This is a genomic window from Nocardiopsis xinjiangensis YIM 90004 (genome assembly GCF_000341145.1).
Classification (GTDB): domain Bacteria; phylum Actinomycetota; class Actinomycetes; order Streptosporangiales; family Streptosporangiaceae; genus Nocardiopsis; species Nocardiopsis xinjiangensis.
This window is the reverse complement of the sequence record NZ_ANBE01000014.1, coordinates 107,520-128,343: the sequence shown is the minus strand read 5'-3', so window position 1 is coordinate 128,343 and position 20,824 is coordinate 107,520. Positions and strand designations below refer to the sequence as shown.

Genomic DNA, 20,824 nt, shown 5'->3' with positions numbered 1-20,824 from the left:
GTACGACCCACGGGTGATCCGGGCGGGCACTGACCAGGCACTGCGGGCCCACCGATACCGCACCGGATCCGGCCCGCCCCCATGGCGCCCCACTTCGGCCGGCCATCGGTGCCGCCCATCCCCGAGCGAGCGCTCCTCCGCCCTCACCACCTCTGCGCCGAAGCGGTATACGGACCCACCACAACCCCTGTGACCTGCTCCGACCTCTTCTCCCGCGTGCATTCACGGGCCAGGATCGACCCTGAACCGAACATGCTTTCGACACAAGGAGCGGCATGGGACGATCCCGACCGAGGCCCTCGAAACCCCCTGCGGCACAGCTGAAGGACAGCCGCTATTTCCCGTGGCTGGACGACTTGTCCAGGACCACCGCGTGGAAGGTACTGCTGCGGCTGCCCCGCATGGTCACCGGCATCCTGGCCGTGGCCTGGCGGGCGAACCGCCGCGACACGGCCCTCACCCTGGGGTTGAACACCGCCGCGGGGGTCGCCACCGCCGTCGGCCTCGTCGTGATCGTCGAGGTCCTCGACCGGCTCTTCACCGGCAACATCGACCTCGACCGGTTGGGGGACGCGGTGCCGTCCCTGCTGCTCCTCACCGCCGTGGTCACCGTGCGCGGTGCCCTGTCCACCGGGGCCGGATGGGCCCAGGAGCGGTTGGGTCCCCAGGTCGAACGGGTGTTGGAGATCGACCTGTTCGCCCTCACCTCCAGGGCCAAGCTGGAGGCCTTCGACCACAGCGACTACTACGACGCGCTCTCCCGGGCCCGCGACCGCGGAATCAGCGAGTCCAACAAGCTCATCGCGCACGCCGTCGACATCCTCACCGGACTCATCAACCTGCTGGCCATCGGCTCGGTGCTGGCCGTCCTCCATCCCCTCCTGGCCCTGCTCCTGTTGCTGGTCGTGCTGCCGACCGGGTGGGCGGCGATGCGCGCGTCGAGGCTGCGTTACAACCGTGTTCGCGCCCTCACCACGATCAAGCGTCTGCAGTACCTGATCGGCGACCTGCTCGCCGACCGCTTCTCCGCGGCTGACCTGCGCTCCTACAACATGCGTGCCGGTCTGCTGCGCGAGTACACGGAGATCGCCGACCACGTGGTCGACCAGATGCTNGGCACCCTGATCGCCATGCTCCTGGTGGGGACGGTGCCGTTGGCCGTGGCGGGCGCCGCCTACTACGCCATCGGCCGCGGCACGTCCTCCCTGGAACAGCTCACCTACGCGCTCACCCGCGCATACGAGGCGGGCCTGTACGTGCAGGACGCCCACGAGGTCACCGAGCGCACCCGCACCCTGCTGCCGGCGCCCGGACGCGGAGAAGCTCCGGGCTCCCTTCAGCACCTGCGTGTCCGCGGGCTCAGGTTCTCCTATCCCGGGCAGGAGGACCTGGCCCTCGACGGCGCCGACCTGGATCTGCGCAGGGGCGAGGTGGTCGCGGTCGTCGGGGAGAACGGGTCCGGCAAGTCCACCCTGGCCAAACTCATCGGGGGCCTGTACACACCCCACGAGGGTCACTTGTCATGGAACGGGACCGACTACGCCGACCTGGACACCGAACGGGTGCGCGCCCGCATCGGCCTGATCTCCCAGGAGTACATCCAGTGGCCCTTCACCGCCCAGCGCAACATCACCATGCAGGGCCCCGGCGAGGAGCCCGAGGCCGAGCGGTGGCACCACGCCCTGCACCTCAGCGGGGCCGACCAGGTCCTGGCCGATCTCCCCGACGGTGAGCACTCCATGCTCGACAAGAGGTTCGTGGACGGGCGCGACCTGTCCGGCGGGCAGAAACAGCGCATCGCCACCGCGCGGGGCCTGTACCGCGACGGTGAACTGGTCATCGCCGACGAACCCACCGCCGCGCTCGATCCCCGCGCCGAGAAACGGGTCTTCGAGGCGGTCCACTCCCTGAAGGGACACGCCGCTGTCCTGCTCATCACACACAGGCTGGACTCGGTGACCCTGGCCGACCGGATCGTCGTGCTCGACCACGGCCGGGTCGTCGAGAGCGGAACACACCAGGAGCTGATGGACGCACGCGGGCGCTACGCGGAGCTGTTCACCCTCCAGGCCCTCCGGTACCAGGAGAACCCGGCCTCGACCGGGATCGTCGCTGCCGGGGGCACGAAGCCGCGTCCCGGGCCGCCCTCCCACACCGACGGACCCCGTTGAGCTGGCGGGCCCGGTCCGGTGCCTTCCGCCGGTCCGGGCCCGGCCCGTCTCTTCCGGTGACCGCCGCCCTCCCGCTACCCGCCGGGCAGCGCTTCGGGTGTGGTCTCGGCGTGGATACCGTCGAGCACCACCTCGCCGGTGTAGGTGCGGCTCGGGTCCTGCTCCAGGAGGTAGGCACGCGAGAGCGTGAGGGGGTGCCCGGCGGCGTCGGGTACCTCGAACCGCACGTCGCGCCATCCCTTCCAGTCGAGGGCCGGGCCCTCGAGGGCGTGGCCCACACCGTGCTCGTCGGTCAGGCTGAGCATCAGGCGGGCGCCGTTGCCGTCCCCGCGCACACCCACGGTGAAGGCGAACGCCTGGCGGTCGAGGGCGAGCGGTTCGGGCGGGAAGGCAGAGGCGTCACGGGTGCGGATGTCGCGGGTGAAGTCGTAGGCCAGGGCCAGGCCGGGCCCGGCACGGCCGGTCTCGGGGCGCGCCTCGGCCCGTCCGCGGGTGGACCCGGCGGTCCAGTCCTGGGCGTCGTCGAAGGTCGCCACGGGGCTCGTGCGTGTTCCGACGGAGACGGGAACCTCGGTGCTCACGCCGCCGGCGGTCACGGTGACGGTGCCCGTGCCCTCCTCGGTCCGGGCCCGCACCTCGAAGCGGCCGTCCCCGTGGGCGGTGACCTCGGCCAGGTCGGGATCTGTCTCGACCTCGGCGTCGACCGGTTCGATCGGCGCGGTCTCCCCCGTCGCGGTGACACCCGTGAGCACGAAGGAGGCGGTGTCGTCGGCGGAGGCCATACCCAGGTGTTCCGGTTCGGTCCGGAGTGTGTCCGGCGAAGGGAGCACCTCCAGGTCGACGGTGTCCTGGAGGGTGTCGGCGGTTCCGGTGACGGTCACCGGGCCGGGACGGCCGGCCACGTAGCGGGAGCCGTCACCATGGCCGTCCGGGGCGGACAGCTCCAGCTCGCCGGTGCGGTCGTCCGGGGTCTCGGGGGCGCCGGGTCCTGAGGGGCCGAAGGCCTCGTCGTGTCCGGTGGCTGCGAGAGAGCGGTGCATCCCGGTGAACACACGCCGCGGGTCCTCCTGGTACGGCGCGGGGGCACCGTGCTGGGGGCGGGGTTCCAGCGCGGTGCGCATCCACAGGCCGGAGGTCTGCGCCGACCCCTCGGGAGCGGTGACCACCAGGCCGTCGGGGACCTCCCGGGGCTCGTCACCAGGGCGGTTGCGCAGTTCCGGGCGGACACCGCCGGGTTCGCGGACCGGAAGGGTCGAGGAGCCGCCGCCGTCCAGCTCCAGTGCCTGGTCGGCCCCGGCGCCGGCGAGCAGTTCGGCGACCTCTGTGAGGGTGGACCCGGCAGCGGCGGGGTTGCGTCCGTCCGTGGTGACCACGTACAGGTCGGTGCCGTCCTCGGAGAACCCGACGGCGGTGCGCGGCGCACGGGAGTCGTCGTCGACGGGAACGGGGTCGCCGTCGCGGACCAGGACGTGGCGTCCGCTCAGGACGGTCCGGGGCTCGGTGCCGTCGGCGGTGAGGGCGTGCTCGATACCGACCCGGTCGCCTTCGGACAGTGCGGCTACCGGCTCGGCCGAGGATCCCCGGGCCACGATGACCTGTTCGTCCGCGCCGATCGGTCCGCTGCCCGGAGTGTCGGTGACCCGGTCGACAGTGCCGTCGGAGACCACGGCCTCGGCGACGGGTTCGGAGGCGGGCGCCTGCTCCCCGGAGCCCTCCACGGCCTCCTCCGGGGCGACCTCGGGTTCGTGCACGACGTGTTCCCTGGGATGCTCGCCCCAGTCCGACGTGTAGAGACCGAGACCGTCGGCGGGCACGGTCGAGGTGTTCAGTGCGTCGAGGCCGAGGTCCCCGGAAGGCAACGAGACGGTGCCTTCGAACGCCACGTCCCGCACACTTCCGGTTCCGTCGTCGTCGATGACCAGAGCGTTGGTGAACCCCTCGTCGGGCGAGGCCAACGTGTGTCCGTCGCGCATCCCGGCGCCGATGGGAGCCTGGGTCGCGCCGATGTCGAAGAAACCCCCGTTGACCGCGGCGACGACGGTGGAACCCTCCGGGGCTTCTGCGGCGGCCGCCATCTCCGGCACGGTCGCGGGGGACGTGAGGCTGCCGCCGTCCACGTGTTGGACGGCGGTGTCCTCGGTGAGATCGACGGTGAGGAGGTTGGCGTACTGGTCACCGCCGTTCCCTGGGCCACCGGCCGGGACAGGGCCGGAGACGAGGTCGACCCCGGTGGCGATGTGTTCTTCGTCGGCACCGGCGACCCCGGGCGTGAAGGCCTCCGCGCCCGCAGGGGACGGTGGCGCGAGCAGGGACACGGGTAGGAGGAGCGCGGTCACTGCGGAGGCCGCGGGAAGGCCCACCGGTCGACCGGGGGGCCTCGGGGGGAAACGGTTCACGGGGGCACCCTTCCAGGTCAGGGCTGGTCGGCGGCGAGCGACACACCCGCACGGGGCCGTGTGCTCCGTCCACGGCGTGATCTTTCCAGGGGCGGTGGACCCCCGCGAGGGGGGCAGATGAACGGAGAACGAAAAGTCCCGGAGCCCCGGTGGCGCGGGCTCATACCGTGCGCATGTCCAGCGGCCATCGGGCCCCGAGTTCCTGAGCGCGTTCACCGCAGGCCCGGCGGCGCTCCGCGAAGCGCCGGTCCTGTTCACGTAGCGCGCGGCGTTCTTCGCGGTCGAGCGGACGGTTGTCGGGGTCGGTCCCGTCGTGGTTCTTCGCCGTGCGCGGGTTCTCCTTCTGCGGGTGTTGCATCGCGCTCACCTGACCTCGTTCCTCGGTGCGGGCACGAGGGGAGCCCTCGGGGTGGTCCTCGGTGCCGATGTCCTCGGGGCGGGTGCTCGGGCGAGTTGTTCCTCCAGTTGCTCGGGTGTGGGGGCGCTCTCGACCTGGGTGCGGTGGCCGGGTCGGCGGTAGGTGGTGGCGATCCAGGTGCGGCCGGTGCAGACGATGTGCCACCGGTGGCCCCATCGGGCGCGCAGGCGGTCCAGGGTCTCGTGCTCGGTCTCCCAGGCCTGGCCGCTGATGTCCTGGTGCAGGCCGTCGTGGCGGGTGATGCGCACACACAGGCGGGTGTCGCCGTCCAGGGTGGTGCGGGCGCCGCATTCGGACAGGTCGCGCCACTTCATGCGGCCCCCTGCGCGAGATAGCGGCGCACGGCCAGGGCGAGTAGGGCGAGGTCTCCGGCGGGGGCGGACACGTAGGCGCGCACCCGGTTCGCGCGGCGCGGGCGGCGCGTACGGCGAGAGCGGCGGGCCCGGTTCGCGTGCCGCCCACGGAACGTTTCCTCTGCGCATGGGCGTGCGTGCTCGAGCTCGGACAGGGACAGGTAGCGAGGCGCCATGGGCGCACACCTCCTGGGTCAGGTGCCGGACGGGACGTCCGGCGGCGGACTTGCTCAGGTGCTCTCTATGCTGACCCAAGAAACTCAAATCTGCAATATCCACGTAGCATGAATCATCAATACAGCATGGAATACTCGCACCATATGGATGATGCGGAGAATGTCGGTTTTTCAAGCACGGTGCGTAGGATCGGGAGGCGAAATTCCCTCCGTCCGAAGGAGACCGAGCACCTTGGCTGCCAGTCCCACGCTGCGCAGGAAGCGCCTGTCACGGCAGCTCGACGCACTCCGGACTGGCAGCGGCCTCACCGTCGACGCCGCTGCCAAGAAGGCAAAGGCCCTACGGCCCGACCGACCGTGGTCCGCGGCGAAGATCACCCGCATGGAGACCCAGCAGTGGAAGCGTCTGCACACCGATGACGTGCTCACGCTCCTCGACGTCTACGGCGTTACTTCGAAGGCCGAGAGAGCGTCATACGTGCGTACGGCCACCGAGGCATCACAAACCGGGTGGTGGGTGAACTATGCCGACGTGCTCGGCTCCGGTGCCTACGTCGACCTGGAGACCGAAGCCGATCGCATCCGCACCTACGAGGCCTTCTACATCCCCGGGCTCCTTCAGACAGAGGAGTACGCCCGGGCCGTGACCAGCGCCGCTGTTTCCGACAGCCGGGAAATCGAGCGCCGGGTCGAGGCACGCATGATGCGCCAGACCCTTCTCGGGCCCCAAGGGCCCCGGCTGTCGGTCATCCTCGACGAGGCCGCATTCGAAAGAATCCCGGACGACGTGCTTCCCGACCAGGTCCAGCACCTTCTGGACTCACAGGAGTCCGACGCCCAGGTGCAGGTACAGGTACTGCCGTACTCCACAGGGCTGCATCCCGCAATGACCGGGCAGTTCGTGATCCTGGACTTTCCCTCGGACCCGTCCACGGTCTATCTGGAGCAGTCCCTCAGCGGCCTGTTCCCTGAGGGCCCCGAGGCCTTGGAGCATTACGAGATGCTGTACGACCGAGTGCACGCCCAAGCACTCAGCGTTGAAGATTCGCGCGAGTTCATGAGGCAGCTGACGAGCGAGTAGAGACCAGCGATGACCACTGACCACACATCCCACCTCGACTTCCACAAGTCCAGCTACAGCAGCGCCACCGGACAGAACTGCGTCGAGGTCGCCGAGTTCTCCGAAGGGGCGGCTGTCCGGGACACCCAGCACCGGGGTCTGGGACACCTGGCCTTCCCCACCGCCGAGTGGCACGCGTTGCTCGGCGCGGCCGTCCCCGAGTAACCCGCAACGGTGAGGGCCCCGGTCCGGAACCGGAGGCCCCCACCGTGCTGGCCCCGGGTGTCCCACGGGGAGCCGCCCGCCTGCACGGAGCTCCCCCGTGCAAGCGCAGCAACGTTGCGGTACGTGGTCCGGCGCGCTCCCCGGTGCAGGCCGACCGCTACCCGGCACGCACCTGGTCGGCGTACCAGTCGATCGTGTGCGCGAGTGCTCGGCGCAGTGGCGTGGGTGCGGCCTCGAAGCGGGCCTCGAAGGCCGCCGAGACCATGTTCTGCGGGATGCGGTGCTGGTAGAACATCTCGGCGTACTCGGCCATGAACTCGGCGTCGAAGGGCCCGTAGGGGCGCGCCTCGGGGAGCACCGTGGTCTCGATCGAGCGGCCGACGAGCTCTGCGACCAGCTCGTGGACGGCCTCGGTACTCACCGCAGGAACCGTGGGCAGGTGCCAGACCCGGCCCCAGGCGTCGTCGGCCGCCTCTCCGAGGACCGCCAGACCTGCGGCCACGTCCGGCATGAATGTGTAGCTGTGCGGCAGCGCGATGTCGCCGAACGCAAGAACCGGCTCGCCGGTGAGGGCTCCGGGGAAGAACGCCCCACCGAGCGTGGAGTTGAGGACCTCGGGGCCGAAGAAGTCGGCTGAGCGGCCGAGTACGACCCGGACGTCGCCGGACGCGTGCCGGTCGAGGTAGTACCGGTCCAGTTCGGTGCGCATCCTGCCCTTCCGGCTGGTGGCAGCCCACGGGGTGGACTCGGTGATCGCCTCGCCGTCGCTCTCCCCGTACGGGTAGAGGGTGTCGAGCACGACCAGCCGTGCGCCGTGTCGCGCGGCCGCGGCGACGATCGAGTGCGCCAGGCGGGGCATCGACTCGACCTGGTACTGGTAGGGCACGTTGACGCAGTGGTGGAGCACCGACGCGCCCTCGGTGGCGGCCAGGGCCTGGTCCGGGTCCATGAGATCAGCGGCCACGGACTCCACGTCCGGACCGAGGTCGACCGTGCGCCGGCTGACGATGCGGACCACGGCTCCGCCGTCGGCGAGGTGCCGGGCGAGCGTGCGTCCTGCCGGGCCTGCGCCGAGGACGACGTGGCGTTGTTGCAGGGACATGGGAGTGCACCTTCCTCTGATGGTTCCTGGTATCTGCTCTTGGAGTGAGTGACTGACCAATCACTCTTGTGTTGAAAAAGAATCCCGGCCGTGAGCCGGGAAGAGCGCCGGTCGACGGAGAAGGCGACCACGGGACCGCTCAGTCCATGCCTTCCCCCGTCTCACCGGAGAGGGCGGGGGCGGCGTGGCGGATGCCCAGATCGAGGGTCCGCGCCCAGGACTGGTCGACCTGGTCCAGATCCAACATGGTGACCAGGTGGCACAACTGGCCGGTGGCGAGGAACCGCTGTACCTGCCGCGCGCTACCTCCGGATCGGGCCGTGGCGAAGCGGGTGATGCCGGCCGTTCCCCGCCTCATCGCTTCCCGGATCTCCGGCACGTCCGCGGCCGAGAGCGCATGCACCTGCAGCATCAGCAGATCGCGGTCCCCGATCAGGTCCGCGTAGGCGCCCCCCATGGCGTCCAGCACGTCCTCGGCCCCGGCCGAGGAGGCAGCCTCCGCACCATCGGCGAGCGCTTCCCGGATCAGCTCGAAGCACCGGTCGAGCGCGGCGACGAACAACTGCTTCTTGCCCGGGAAGAGTTTGAACACGTACGCCGGTGAGATGCCCGCGTGCTCGGCCACGGCCGTGATCGGCGTACCCAAGTAGCCGGAAGCGGCGAAGACGTGGATCGCACTGGCGACCACGGTCGCCCTTCTGGCCTCGGCGGTGGACGTCATCTCTCGTGCCATATGAGTGACTGTACACTCACTCCTTCGCAATGCAAAACCCTCGCCCTCACGCCTGAAGGCCGGGTCCCGCCCGCGCGCGACACGGGAATTCGATTGCGCGGCAGGTCCGGACAGCACCACGATGGCCCAATGGCAGCCCAGGAGATCGACCTTCACACCGACGACGGGACCATCGCCGCGTTGGACTTCGGCGGCTCCGGCCGACCCGTTCTGCTCGTGCACGGCTCGGGGCACAACGCCGCCGCTTGGACGGACGTGGCACCGCATCTGACCGAACACTGCCGGGTGGTGGCCGTCGACCTGCGGGGACACGGTCGCACCGCCTTCGATTCCCACCACGCCGAACAGTACTGGCGGGACCTCGCCGCCGCCTCACACGCGCTCGGCTGGGAACATCCCGTGCTGGTCGGGCACTCCATGGGCGGTTACGCGGTCACCGCCGTGACCGCCGCCGGCCTGGTCGACCCGGCCGCGGTCTGCGTCGTGGACGGGCTGGTCCTGGACGAGCGGGAGAAGGCCGTGGCGCAGCAGGCCTACTGGACCACGTCCGAGGCGCTGGAACAGATCCGTGTGGAGTTCCGGTACGGCTGGTCCGCGAGCGCCGAGCAGGTACGCGCCTATATCGACCAGTGCGCACACGAGGCACCCGATGACTGGCTCAACCGGGGTTCACGACCGGAACTGGTGCGCAGTGTGCTCGAACGGTCCTTCTCGTCCCGGGGAGACGGTCTGCTGCGGCGGCCCACCGCCGAACAGATCGCCGTGATCAGCGCTCCTCCCCCGGATTCGGCCGTCTACCCCAGCGTGGACGTCTACGAGCAGCTGACCTGCCCGCTCACGATCGTCCTGCCCGACGAGGGGTTCTACGCCGCACGCCGGGACGAGGTAGGGGCCCTCGTGGAGGGCCGTCCCGAACGGGCGCTGGTGGAGATGCACACCCACCACAACGTGCCCATGGCACAACCCCGGGAGCTCGCGCGGATCATCCTCGACTCTGTCTGAGCGGTGTTCCCGTCCCCGTCGGCCTCCGGGTCTTCCCGGGACGGAATGTCGGGCCCCCGGTGTAGCTTCTGCGCACGATCTTGGATCAGTCCCCATGGAACCCCTGCGCCCCGACGACCCGACCGGCACGGACCACCTCGATCATTGATGGGGGGATTCTCTGGTGTGCTTGGTGTTCCGGGCATGCCGGGGCGGTGTGGGTGGAGGCCCGGTGGATCGGTTGAGGTGGGGCCGGTTGGGTCGGTGCAGGTGGGTGGTGGGTTGGGGGCCTGTGGCTGGTGTGGGTGGTGTTCGTCGGAGCGTCGAGCTTAGCCCGGCCGGGGCTTCCCGCAACCCTCTCGGCGCCACCCCCACATACTCGGGACCTGCCCAAAGGTGCGGCGTTGTGCGTGGTCGGTGTGGGACGCCTCGGGGTGTGCGGTCCGCCCCTTGACGCCGGGCTATTGCGCTCTCGCCGCCGAACACCCACCGGCCGGCCCCTCTCATCCGGCCGAAGAAATGGGGTCCCAAAAGCCAAACCCCCTGGGGCGCGGCATTGCGACCAACGGTCGAGGCGTGTGCGCAGCCGCTCGCCCCTGCGACAGGCACAAGCCTGGCCCCGCCTGCTCCCGGTGGCGCATCGAGGCCGGGGCAGAGTGGCGTGTGCGACCTCCGGAAAAGCTTCGGGCCCCGCCCGAGCATTGACAGTGCTCCTGATAGCACTACAGGCCGGTGTTGATGCTCGTAAGAGCACTGCCAACGGGCTTCAGTGGATCGCTCCCCCCAACCAGGGCCATTTTCGGCGCCGAGAATGGCCCCGGTTGGGGGGAGCGTCCGCCTACACCGCCGAAATACGCCCACCCGGGCACCCCCGACCGAGACAACGCCCCCGGCCGAGACCACCAAGCAAGACCCCACCGGGCAAGACCCCGGCGGAGCCGGCTCCGCACGGAACCGGCCGGGGCCGGTGACCGCCCGCACGCCCGACAGAGCGGGCTCACTGCCGCCACCCCCACGGACCCGAACGCCCGAACTGCGCACACGCCGGCCTGCCCCGGCCTCAATGCGCCACCGGGAGTGCCGGGGCCCGTCGTTGCCTTACGCAGGAGGGCTTCCGCAGGAGCGAGCGGCCGCGCACACGCCGTAAGCGTTGGTCGCAATGTGGCCACCACAGGGGGTTGGGAAGTGTGCGCCCACCATTTCTTCGGCAGCCGGGCGCCTGGGGCGAGGGGGTTCGTCGATACGGGTCGGGTGAGCCCGGCGTCAAGGGTCGCAGCGCACACCCCGAGGCGCCCCACACCAACCCCGCGCAACGCCGCCACACTCCCCGCGAAGAAGCAGGAGTGGGGGTGGCGCCGAAGCGGGTTGCGCAAAGACCCGGCCGGGCTAAAATCCCGACCCCGACGAACCACCGAACCCCGGCACCACAAGAAACCCTGATTGCCGAGCCCCAGGGCCCCTCCAGGCACCCAGGCAGACTTCACCACCCCATCAACGATCTCGGTCTCCGGCTCCTGGACGAGAACCTGGAGACCGAGCGGGTGTACGAGCTCCCGGGACCGGGCCCCGACGAGGAATCGCCGGACTGACCGGGCCGGGAGCCCTTCCGACACTGCCTCCTACAACATGTCCGCGCGGGCCATCACACAGTCGAACTCCAGCACCCGCCCGGTCTTCTCCTCCCGTGTCACCGGATACATCCCGGTGATCTCGAACCCGTCGGCCTCGTACACGGACACGGACTCATTCATCCGGGGCATGCCCTCGTAGATCTGCATGAGCGCGACCTCCGACTGCATCCCCACGAACTCGCGCACCCGGTCCCCGCCGCCGGCATAGGCCTCGAGATCGAAGCCCTGGGTGTCCATCTTGAGGTAGGGGCGGGGATCGTCGAGGCCGTCGAGGACCTTGTCGAGCAGGCCGTCGAGGCGGCGCACCTCGATCTTCTCCTCGCGGCTGCGCTGGAACCGTTTGTAGCGGGTGGTCCCGAAATCGCTCGGCCCGAGCATGGAGCTCATGGAGCCGTACACGACGTTGATGGTGTCGGTCCGGTCCTCGCGGCCGAGCGCGTACGGGTACACGTGCCAGTCGGGATCCTCGGCCGCGGCCGCGCGGAGCTTCTCCGTGATCTCGGGGACGGGCTCGAAGGAGACGATCCGTCCCCGGTAGCCGTACCGGCGCAGCTGCTTGGCGTACTGGCCGGTGTTGGCACCCACGTCCAGGACACAGCCGACCCGGTAGTGGTCCAGGAGAGAGGCCACGTGTTCGGCGGCCAGGTGATCCATGACGGCCTTGTGGTCGCGGTGCACGTCGTCGGGTCTTCCACGTCGCACGACCCAGCTCCCGCGTCCCAGAGGGATGACCTCGTACCCGTGGCGGCGGCTGACCACCACGCTCCCTGATTCGAGGTCCTGCACACGGACGTTGAGCGTTCGGAGCAGGTTCAGACCACGTCTGAGCAATGTCGGCATAGTGAACCCCACGCTAGACATCCGCACCCTGCTGTGTCACCGGACACGCTTCAATTCGTCGACAGATACCTGCAACAGCCGGGTTCACCGCCCGTCCGCGCCCGTGAACGCACTCGCGTATCCCCCGTACACGCGGACGACCTGTCACGAATCCTTCAACGGAGGGCCGTTGCGAGGTTTCCGGAACACAACGAACTGTTCTCTTTTCCTCTGGCCCGTTAACCCAGAGAAGAAGGCATTCGTCCCGTTACGGGACGCCGTGTCCGCGGCGACCGAACTGTCACCGACCTTCGCCCTGCCTGTTCCCCCACCCATCCCCCGACACACGGAAGACCGACACATGGCCCTGAGTTCCCGTATCAGACGGACCGGTGCGCTGCTCGTCCCCCGACAGATCCGAGCACGCCGCGAGAACGAGCGCCGAGCCGCGAAAGAGGCCGTCGCCGAGGAACGGCGCCTGGCGAAGACCGCCCAGCGGCGCCACGATCTCCTGGAGTCCGCCCCCGACACCCGCGCCTTCGAGTACCACGGGCAGGAGCGGATCGGACGTGTGGTCGGTGGGTTCACCGCCGCCGACGCCGCCGCGCACAACCTGGAGCTGGTCACCCGCGCCCTCGAGCAGGCCGAGGTCTCTCACTTCCTGGTCAGAGGGCGCTCACCCCTGCGCCACGTCGTCGGTGTCCACCGGAAACAGCGCAAACAGTTCCTCGATGCCATGCGCGATCTGTACGACTCGAGCGCGGTCCATGCCGCCGCACCGTTGCGGGGCGGCGGGGTCGAGGGTGAGAGCGCCTACGTCGATGGGGCCCTGGACGCCGACGTCAAATCCGGCCTGACGATCCGTTTCGCCGAATACCTCCTCTCCCCCGCCGGCCGCGTCATGGGCGGGTTCGAGTACGGCTGCGACGTGGAGTTCTGGCGCGATGGAGAAACCATCGCCGCCCGGGACAACGCGGACGAGATCTTGTCGAAGCTGCGCGCCGTGCTCCCCCGACAGGCGATGTCCGGGGCCCTGGTGGCCCCGCGCCGCAACCGGGTCTGCGACCTGCTGCCCCTCGAAGCGCGCACACCCGCGACCGTGCGTGTGCGCGGGCGCGAACACCCCACCTATGAACCCTTCACCTGGCGGATGGTCGACGATGTCGACTTCCCCGTGGACGTGGTCTACACCTGGGTGGACGGTGCCGACCCCGAGCACGCCGCCGAACGCGCCCGGCACGACGACGCCGCGGTCCCGGCCCTGGCGGGCAACCGGTCCCGGTTCGTGGACCGGCAGGAGTTGCGGTACTCACTGCGGTCGCTGCACATGTACGCGCCGTTCGTGCGCCACGTGTACCTGGTCACCGACTCCCAGGTGCCCGACTGGTTGGACCCGGCGGCGGAGGGGATCACCGTGGTGGACCACCGCGACATCTTCGACGCCCCCGAGGCGCTGCCGACGTTCAACTCCCACGCCATCGAGGCGCGGCTGCACCACATCGAGGGCCTCGCCGAGCGGTACCTGTACTTCAACGACGACGTGTTCCTCGCCGGTCCGGCGCACTCGGAGGACTTCTTCCACGCCAGTGGGATCGCACGGTTGCCCTTCTCCCCGTTCCAGCTCGGGGTCGGGCCCCCGCTGCGTGACGAGGTCGCGCCCAACTCGGCCGGCAAGAACGTGCGGCACCTGCTGCACGAGAGTTTCGGCCGCCACATCACACACAAGTTCAAGCATGTGCCGCACCCGCAGATCCGCGAGGTCATGCTGGAGCTGGAGAAGCGCTACGCCGAGGAGGCCGAACGCACCGTGCGGTCGCGGTTCCGCTCCCCCGAGGACGTCGCGTTCGCCGCGACCCTGCACCACCACTACGCGCTGTTGACCGGGCAGGCGGTGCCCGAAGAGTACCGGTTGCGCTACATCGACGTCGGCGGGGAGGACGCCGCGGCCGAACTCGCGCGCCTGGAGGAGGGCGAGAAGGTCGACTTCTTCTGCCTCAACGACCTGGACACACCTCCGGAGGCGGAGGAGCGGGTGAGCGGCATGCTGCGCTCGTTCCTGGAGCACCGGTTCCCGTTCCCGTCCCCGTACGAGAAACCGGGGGCCTGAGGGGGGACGGGTGCGCCGTACGCGTCGCACCCGTCTCACACGGCTGTCCAACGCACCCGTGTTCCGACCTCCGGATCTCAGCCGGCCCGCCAGGTGCCGTCTTGAAGGGCTTCGGCAGCCTGCGGTCCCATCATGGTCAGGCCACCGTCGACGAAGAGCGAGGTCCCGGTGACGTAGGAGGCCTCGGGCTGAGCGAGGAAAGCCACGGCGGCCGCCACCTCGTAGGCGTGGCCGGGCCGTGCCAGCGGATAACCGGCCCGTGTGTCCAGCTCCGGCGGTTGCTCGTGCTGACCGGTCATGGGGGTGGCGATCTCGCCCGGCACCACGTTGTTCGCAGTGATGCCGTACAGGCTGAGCTCCAGCGCCAAGGTCCTGGTGAGGAGCTTCATCCCGCCCTTGGCGGCGCAGTAGGCCCCGGCGTTGACCCTCGGGTACTCCTCGTGGACGCTGGTGACGTTGATGATGCGTCCGCCCCGCCCGACATCGCGCATGTGGCGTCCGGCGATCTGCGAGCACAGGAACGCGCCGTCCAGGTCCACGGACAGGACTTCGCGCCAATGTTCGTAGTCGGTCTCCAACAGGGGTTGGTTCGACCCCCGACCCGCGTTGTTGACCAGGACCCCCACACCGCCGAGCTCCTCGATCAGCTCACCGACGGCGTCGGCCCCCCGCCGCGGTTCGGCGAGGTCGTGCCGGCGGATAGCCAGGCGGCGACCCGCCTTGCGGACTTCGTGCTCGGTCCGGCTGATGCCCTCGGTGTCCTCGTGGTAGGTGACGCCGATGTCGAAACCGGCCTGGGCGAGACGGATCGCACTCGCCCGCCCGATCCCGCTGTCCGCGCCCGTGACCACCGCCACGCGCTCGTAGTCGTCGAATGCTCCGGACCCCTCGACCCGGTCGGTGCCAGTGGTGACTGACATGGTCGTGCCCCCTCGTGAACAGCTCTCTCACGTGCCTCCCGCCCACCGACTACCCCAGGTACAAGTGCACACACGTCACGGGGCAGAGCCGCTCCGCGGTGCACGGCGCGGCTCTGCCCGGCCTCGGGGCAGTGCGCTCTAGGGTCGGGGCCATGGTGACTCTGCCGGCGCCCCCGGAAGCCCGAACAGCCGCACCGACCTGGGACGCCCTGATCCCGCAGACCCCGGCCACCGAGGGTTTCGATCCCGCCTCGGTCGAGGGCCTGCCCGCCCCGGTGCGGCGGTGGACGGGGCACTGCATCGCCCCGGGCGCCCCGCTGTCGACCACCGTCGTGCTGACCATGCACGGCCGTGTCTGGTTGGGGAGCTGGCGCCGAGTGCGGGCCCGGCAGCTGCTCTCGGCGGGCCGCGGGTACGTGTGGGCGGCCGCCGCACGGGTGGGCCCGTGCCCCCTGCACGGCTTCGACCTCTACCACGCGGGGTCGGGACGGCTGCGGTGGTCGGCCGGGGGCCTGCTACCGGTGTTCTCCGCCGATGACCACGACGTCGCCCGGAGCACGGCGGGGCGGCTGGCCGCGGACCTCGCGCTCACCCCGGCGGCGGCTCTGCTGCCGCAGGTGCACTGGTCCGAGGTCGACGACGACATCGCACACGCCGACATGATCATCGACGGGCGGGTCCACCGGATCACGATCCGGGTGAGCCCCAAGGGCCGGCTGGAGTGGATCGCACTGCCGCGGTGGGGCGACCCGGACGGTCACGGATACGACATCCACCGGTTCACGACCGTGTTCAGCGGAGAGCAGGAGGTCGAGGGCCTCCTGCTGCCGCAGCGGATGCGTGCCGGTTGGGGCCTGGACGCGCGCCAGGGCGCACACGAGTTCTACGACCTGGAGATCGACGCCGCGGTCTGGTTCTAGACGTGGTGTTCGGTGAGGGGATTGGTTCCTCAGGCGTGCGAGAGGTGCTGGGGGCTCGGGGGCTCAGGCTCTGGGGCGCGAGGACAGCGGTGGGTGGGGCAGTGAACCGGTGCAGGTGGGTGGTGTTCGTCGGAGCGTCGAGCTCAGCCCGACCCCGAGGAACCACCGCACCCAGCCACCACAAGAAACCCTGATTGCCGAGCCCCGGGGACCCGAACCCGGCCTCAGGCCCGAGCCCACCCCCGCCCCCAGCAACGATCCCGGGCACGACGGAACGGGCCGCCCTGCCCGGGGTTCCCGGACGGGGCGGCCCGTCGGTTGTCGAGAAGGCTCAGGGCCTCAGTCGTTGCCGGACTCCAGAGCGACGTGGTCGAGCATGTCGCTGTCGTCCGAGCCCTGGCCGCGCGAGGCGATGGCCTCGGCGCCGCCCTCGGGCATCGCGCCGATGAGCCCGGTCGAGGCGGCCTGGGCCGCGCCGACCGTGTTGGGCTGCGTGGCGTCGCCGACCATGCCGACGCGGGAGTAGTCCTCCAGCTTGGCTCGGGAGTCGGCGATGTCCAGGTTGCGCATGGTGAGCTGGCCGATGCGGTCGACGGGGCCGAACGCGGAGTCCTCGGTGCGCTCCATGGACAACTTGTCCGGGTGGTAGCTGAACGCGGGACCGGTGGTGTCCATGATCGAGTAGTCCTCGCCGCGGCGCAGGCGCAGCGTGACCTCGCCGGTGACGGCGGTGCCGACCCAGCGCTGCAGGGACTCGCGCAGCATCAGGGCCTGCGGCTCCAGCCAGCGGCCCTCGTACATGAGGCGGCCCAGGCGGCGGCCGTCGGTGTGGTAGGCCTCGATGGTGTCCTCGTTGTGGACCGCGTTGACCAGGCGCTCGTAGGCGGTGTGCAGCAGCGCCATGCCGGGGGACTCGTAGATGCCGCGGCTCTTGGCCTCGATGATGCGGTTCTCGATCTGGTCGGACATGCCCAGACCGTGGCGGCCGCCGATGGTGTTGGCCTCCAGGACCAGATCGACGGCGGAGTCGAAGCTCTTGCCGTTGATGGTCACCGGGCGGCCCTGGTGGAAACCGATGGTGACGTCCTCGGTCCGGATCTCGACCTCGGGGTCCCAGAAACGCACGCCCATGATGGGGTCGACGATCTCGATGCCGGTGTCGAGGTGCTCCAGCGACTTGGCCTCGTGGGTGGCGCCCCAGATGTTGGCGTCGGTGGAGTAGGCCTTCTCGGTGCTGTCGCGGTAGGGCAGGCCGCGCTCGACCAGCCACTCCGACATCTCCTTGCGGCCGCCGAGCTCGCCGACGAAGTCCGCGTCGAGCCAGGGCTTGTAGATGCGCAGGGCGGGGTTGGCGAGCAGACCGTAGCGGTAGAACCGCTCGATGTCGTTGCCCTTGAAGGTGGAGCCGTCGCCCCAGATCTGCACGTCGTCCTCGAGCATGGCGCGCACCAGGAGGGTGCCGGTGACCGCGCGCCCGAGCGGCGTGGTGTTGAAGTAGGAACGCCCGCCGGAGCGGATGTGGAACGCCCCGCAGGCCAGGGCGGCAAAACCCTCTTCCACCAGGGCGGCGCGCCCGTCGACCAGTCGCGCGACCTCCGCGCCGTAGTCGTTGGCGCGTTCGGCCACCGAGGGCATATCGGTTTCGTCGTACTGGCCGATGTCGGCGGTGTAGGTGCAGGGGACGGCGCCCTTCTCGCGCATCCACGCGACCGCCACCGAGGTGTCGAGGCCGCCGGAGAAGGCGATACCGACACGTTCACCGACAGGCAGAGAGGTGAGTACCTTGGACATGAATATAAGTATGCACGGTCATGCATGCACATACAAACCAGTGGTCAGGGACGCAACAGTGAGTCGGATCACAACACCCCGGGTGCGCGCTTGTGCGCTGCGTACCCCAGCGCTTCCTGCAGCTCCCCGACCGCCAGCCGCACACGGTCGACCACCGCCGGGTCGGTGAAGCGCCCCGACGCGTCCGTGCGGGCCCCCGCGCGCGAGACGACGACGCAGTCCACCAGGATCGCGCCCAACAACGTCAGGGGCGGCATGAGCGGAGTGTGCGCACGCATCCCGCCGGCCTGACCGGGCGAGGCGCTGACCAGCAAGGTCGGACGCCCGACCAACCCGCCCGAGCCCACGAGCCAGTCCAGCGCGTTCTTGGTGACCCCGGCCGGGCCGTGCGCGTACTCCGGGGTCGCGATGACCACGCCCTCGGCCTCCTCTGCGCGTGCGCGGAACTCACGCACCGCATCGGGCCAGGCCCTCTCGTCGTTCTCCACGTCGGGGTCGAACAGGGGCAGACGACCGGCGAGATCGGCCCCGACCACACGGGCACCCTCGGAGAGCCCGTCCACCAGGTCCAGCAGCGCGGCATTGTAGGAACCCCGGCGCAAGCTCCCGCAGATCCCCAGCACCGTCCACTCCGTCATGTACGCACCCCCGGTGTCGTCGTCGGCCCCTCGATCCTCGCACCGTGCGGGCCACCATTGCGACGGGTGCCGCCCGGATTCCGGTTCTTCGGTGACACTCCGTGAGGAAACTCGAACACGGCGTCGAGTTCTGGCACTGAAGAGGAGGAGCCCGGCACACGCGGACACAGCGCACCGCCGTGGGCCGGGCCGGTCCCGGACAGTACTCGTGAGCGGAGTCCGCTGATGGTTTCCTTTCCCACCCTGGTCCTGGTGGCCGACGACGGCTCACCCGAGTCCGATCGGGCCGTGGGCACCGCGGCCCGGTTGTCGGAGGCCACCGGCTCCCGCCTGGCCCTGGTCCATGTCAAGGTCCGCTCCCCCAGCGTCACCGGGGTCACCGCGGTACCCGCGCAGGAGGAACGGCTGCGAACAGAGGGCGAGGAGTTCCTCCGAAGGCGGGCCGACGAACTGGCCGAACAGGGGTTCACGACCGCCCGCACCGAGCTGCGGATCACCCGGCGGCCGGAACGGTCGGTCCTACGGGTCTCCGAGGAACTACGGGCCGGACTCATCGTCGTGGGGGTACGCGGGGCGCATTCGGCCGACCGCCTGGCGCTGGGCGACCTCTCCCTGCCCCTGGCACGCGACGCGCACTGCTCGGTCCTCGTGGTCCGGGACGGGCGACACGGGACCGCCGAGCGCACCATCGACACGGAAGAGGGGTGATCAGCGATGCCCGACTTCACCCTGGGACCCGTCGACCTGACCGTCGTCGTGCTCTTCGTGGCCGCCGTGATCGCCATCGCCGTCTGGGTCGGCCGCGGTCAGGAGGGCTCTGAGAGCTACTTCCTCGCGAGCCGGAGCATGGTCTGGCCCGTGGTCGGGTTCTCCCTGTACGCGACACAGTTCAGCGGCACCCAATACCTCGGCCTGGCAGGTGCCGGTTTCACCAGCGGCATCCAAGTGTGGAACTTCGAGTGGATGGCCACGCTGGTCCTGCTCGTGTTCGCGTTGCTGATCCTGCCCTTCTACCTGCAGTCACGGATCACCACCGTCCCGGAGTTCCTGGAACGCCGGTACGACCGCCGGGCCCGCTACGCGTTCTCCGGCTTCACCGTGGTCACGGCCATGCTCCTCGACAGCGCGGGCGCGATGTTCGCCGGCTCCCTGGTGCTCTCCCTGCTGTTCCCCGAGATCCCTCTGGGCGTGCTCATCGTCATCATCGCCGTACTGGGCGGCGGGTACGTGCTCATCGGCGGCCTGAAGTCGGTGATGATCACCGACACCATCCAGGGCGTGGTGCTGTTCGCCGCGGGGTCCGCGCTGTTCATCATGGTCTTCGCCGAGTTCGGCTACGACTGGTCGGCCCTCCCCGAGCTCGCGCCCGAGGGAGGTTTCACCGTCGCCCCACCGCCGGACGACGACCTTGTTCCCTGGCCCGGTATCTTCACCGGCGCGATCTGGCTCTCCTTCTACGTGTGGGTGGCCAACCACATCGTCGTCCAGCGTGTCCTGGCGGCCAAGAACATCGACCACGGGCGCTGGGGTGCCCTGTTCGCTGGGGCTCTGCAGCTTCCGGTCCTGGTGATCCTGATCTTCCCGGGGGTTCTCGCCCGGGGCATCTACGACCCTGCCGAGGTCGCCAACAGCGACCTGGTCTGGCCGGCGCTGGTGTTCGACTACGTGCCGGTGGGGCTGCGCGGGCTCGTGGTCGCCGCTCTGGTCTTCGCCCTGATGTCCACCCTGGACTCGGTCCTGAACGGTGCCGCGAGCCTGGTGGTCAACGACTTCGTCAAGACCCGCAACCACAGGTTCACCGAACGCCAGCTGTTGACCATCGGCCGGTTCCTCGTGGGGGGCTTCCTGGTGGTGGCCGCCTTGTGGGCGCCGGTGATCACCACGTTCTCGGGCATCGTGGCCTACTTCCAGTCCTTCCTGGGGTACGTGACGATGCCGCTGGTGGTGGTCCTGCTCGGCGGGTTGTTCTGGAGGCGGGCCTCCACGGCCGCCGGTTTGTGGACGCTGGCGGTGGTGCCGGTCGGGTTGGCCGCCTTCCTGGTGTTCGAGCTCCTGGGTGTGGGCAACCTCCAGTTCCTGTACGGGACGGGCATCATGTTCCTGCTGAGCCTGGTGGTCTTCGTGGCCATCTCACTCAGCACCCCGGCCCCGCCGGCGGAGAAACTCGAGGCCGTCACCTGGAGCCGGCAGAGCTGGCGGCAGGAATCGGCAGCCCTGGCGGAGACCCCCTGGTACAAGAACTACCGCTACATCGCCCTGGGCCTGGGGGTGGTGACGGTGTGCTCGGTACTGCCCTTCGTCTGAGGGGATGGGGGTGCCGCAGAGCGGCCCGGCGAACGGTCGCTCCCTGGCCGAAAAACCGGCTCCGGCCAACGCGTAACAG

Annotated in this window: 18 protein-coding genes; 8 read left to right on the top strand and 10 right to left on the bottom strand. The window is 69.8% G+C overall.

Annotation, left to right across the window (positions count from 1 at the left end; translation table 11 throughout):
• Positions 1 to 275 precede the first annotated feature (275 nt).
• Positions 276 to 2,171, top strand: coding sequence for an ABC transporter ATP-binding protein (locus D473_RS0109205; RefSeq protein WP_152436798.1), 1,896 nt, complete (start codon positions 276 to 278; stop codon positions 2,169 to 2,171).
• Positions 2,172 to 2,245: 74 nt separating this feature from the next.
• On the opposite strand, the gene D473_RS0109200 is transcribed toward D473_RS0109205, so the two are convergent.
• The 4 genes from D473_RS0109200 to D473_RS26475 all read right to left on the bottom strand — a co-directional run bounded on the left by D473_RS0109200 (position 2,246) and on the right by D473_RS26475 (position 5,514).
• Positions 2,246 to 4,531 (bottom strand): phosphodiester glycosidase family protein, encoded by a 2,286-nt coding sequence (locus D473_RS0109200; RefSeq protein ID WP_241474742.1) that lies wholly within the window; start codon positions 4,529 to 4,531, stop codon positions 2,246 to 2,248.
• Between the two features lie 196 nt (positions 4,532 to 4,727).
• Complete coding sequence (locus tag D473_RS0109195; protein WP_241474748.1) at positions 4,728 to 4,925, bottom strand: hypothetical protein; 198 nt, start codon at positions 4,923 to 4,925, stop codon at positions 4,728 to 4,730.
• Between the two features lie 5 nt (positions 4,926 to 4,930).
• Positions 4,931 to 5,299, bottom strand: coding sequence for a hypothetical protein (locus D473_RS0109190; protein WP_017608782.1), 369 nt, complete (start codon positions 5,297 to 5,299; stop codon positions 4,931 to 4,933).
• The gene (locus tag D473_RS26475) at positions 5,296 to 5,514 is read right to left on the bottom strand and encodes a hypothetical protein (RefSeq protein WP_083917942.1); all 219 of its coding nucleotides are present in this window, start codon (positions 5,512 to 5,514) and stop codon (positions 5,296 to 5,298) included. The genes D473_RS0109190 and D473_RS26475 overlap by 4 nt, the downstream gene beginning before the upstream one ends.
• Before the next feature lie 232 nt (positions 5,515 to 5,746).
• Between D473_RS26475 and D473_RS0109185 the strand changes: the two genes are divergently transcribed.
• Both D473_RS0109185 and D473_RS0109180 read left to right on the top strand, forming a co-directional pair.
• On the top strand, positions 5,747 to 6,595 hold the full coding sequence (locus D473_RS0109185; RefSeq protein WP_026126776.1) for a DUF5753 domain-containing protein: 849 nt from the start codon (positions 5,747 to 5,749) through the stop codon (positions 6,593 to 6,595).
• Between the two features lie 9 nt (positions 6,596 to 6,604).
• The gene (locus tag D473_RS0109180) at positions 6,605 to 6,799 is read left to right on the top strand and encodes a DUF397 domain-containing protein (RefSeq protein ID WP_017608780.1); all 195 of its coding nucleotides are present in this window, start codon (positions 6,605 to 6,607) and stop codon (positions 6,797 to 6,799) included.
• 157 nt (positions 6,800 to 6,956) lie between these two features.
• Here D473_RS0109180 and D473_RS0109175 read toward each other — a convergent pair whose 3' ends face one another.
• Both D473_RS0109175 and D473_RS0109170 read right to left on the bottom strand, forming a co-directional pair.
• Positions 6,957 to 7,901, bottom strand: a complete 945-nt coding sequence (locus D473_RS0109175) for an NAD-dependent epimerase/dehydratase family protein (protein ID WP_017608779.1) — start codon at positions 7,899 to 7,901, stop codon at positions 6,957 to 6,959.
• Positions 7,902 to 8,040: 139 nt separating this feature from the next.
• Positions 8,041 to 8,634, bottom strand: coding sequence for a TetR/AcrR family transcriptional regulator (locus D473_RS0109170; RefSeq protein ID WP_026126775.1), 594 nt, complete (start codon positions 8,632 to 8,634; stop codon positions 8,041 to 8,043).
• Between the two features lie 129 nt (positions 8,635 to 8,763).
• On the opposite strand from D473_RS0109170, the gene D473_RS0109165 reads away from it, so the two are divergent.
• The gene (locus tag D473_RS0109165; RefSeq protein ID WP_017608777.1) at positions 8,764 to 9,636 is read left to right on the top strand and encodes an alpha/beta fold hydrolase; all 873 of its coding nucleotides are present in this window, start codon (positions 8,764 to 8,766) and stop codon (positions 9,634 to 9,636) included.
• Positions 9,637 to 11,234: 1,598 nt separating this feature from the next.
• Here D473_RS0109165 and D473_RS0109160 read toward each other — a convergent pair.
• The gene (locus D473_RS0109160) at positions 11,235 to 12,086 is read right to left on the bottom strand and encodes an FkbM family methyltransferase (protein ID WP_026126774.1); all 852 of its coding nucleotides are present in this window, start codon (positions 12,084 to 12,086) and stop codon (positions 11,235 to 11,237) included.
• A gap of 340 nt (positions 12,087 to 12,426) precedes the next feature.
• On the opposite strand from D473_RS0109160, the gene D473_RS0109155 reads away from it, so the two are divergent.
• On the top strand, positions 12,427 to 14,172 hold the full coding sequence (locus tag D473_RS0109155; RefSeq protein ID WP_017608775.1) for a stealth conserved region 3 domain-containing protein: 1,746 nt from the start codon (positions 12,427 to 12,429) through the stop codon (positions 14,170 to 14,172).
• Positions 14,173 to 14,249: 77 nt separating this feature from the next.
• Here D473_RS0109155 and D473_RS0109150 read toward each other — a convergent pair whose 3' ends face one another.
• The gene (locus D473_RS0109150; RefSeq protein ID WP_017575002.1) at positions 14,250 to 15,092 is read right to left on the bottom strand and encodes an SDR family oxidoreductase; all 843 of its coding nucleotides are present in this window, start codon (positions 15,090 to 15,092) and stop codon (positions 14,250 to 14,252) included.
• 152 nt (positions 15,093 to 15,244) lie between these two features.
• Here D473_RS0109150 and D473_RS0109145 point away from each other — a divergent pair, with 152 nt between their 5' ends.
• Positions 15,245 to 16,012 carry a DUF6544 family protein gene (locus D473_RS0109145; protein WP_017608774.1) on the top strand — a complete coding sequence of 256 codons (768 nt, stop codon included), beginning with the start codon at positions 15,245 to 15,247 and terminating at the stop codon, positions 16,010 to 16,012.
• Between the two features lie 339 nt (positions 16,013 to 16,351).
• On the opposite strand, the gene argG is transcribed toward D473_RS0109145, so the two are convergent.
• Both argG and D473_RS0109135 read right to left on the bottom strand, forming a co-directional pair.
• Complete coding sequence (argG, locus tag D473_RS0109140) at positions 16,352 to 17,803, bottom strand: argininosuccinate synthase (protein WP_017608773.1); 1,452 nt, start codon at positions 17,801 to 17,803, stop codon at positions 16,352 to 16,354.
• 68 nt (positions 17,804 to 17,871) lie between these two features.
• Entirely contained in the window at positions 17,872 to 18,441 is a 570-nt protein-coding gene (locus tag D473_RS0109135; protein ID WP_017608772.1) for an NADPH-dependent FMN reductase, read from the bottom strand.
• A gap of 225 nt (positions 18,442 to 18,666) precedes the next feature.
• Between D473_RS0109135 and D473_RS0109130 the strand changes: the two genes are divergently transcribed.
• Positions 18,667 to 19,149, top strand: a complete 483-nt coding sequence (locus D473_RS0109130) for a universal stress protein (protein ID WP_017608771.1) — start codon at positions 18,667 to 18,669, stop codon at positions 19,147 to 19,149.
• Between the two features lie 6 nt (positions 19,150 to 19,155).
• Positions 19,156 to 20,745 (top strand): sodium:solute symporter family transporter, encoded by a 1,590-nt coding sequence (locus D473_RS0109125; protein WP_017608770.1) that lies wholly within the window; start codon positions 19,156 to 19,158, stop codon positions 20,743 to 20,745.
• Positions 20,746 to 20,824: the final 79 nt, after the last annotated feature.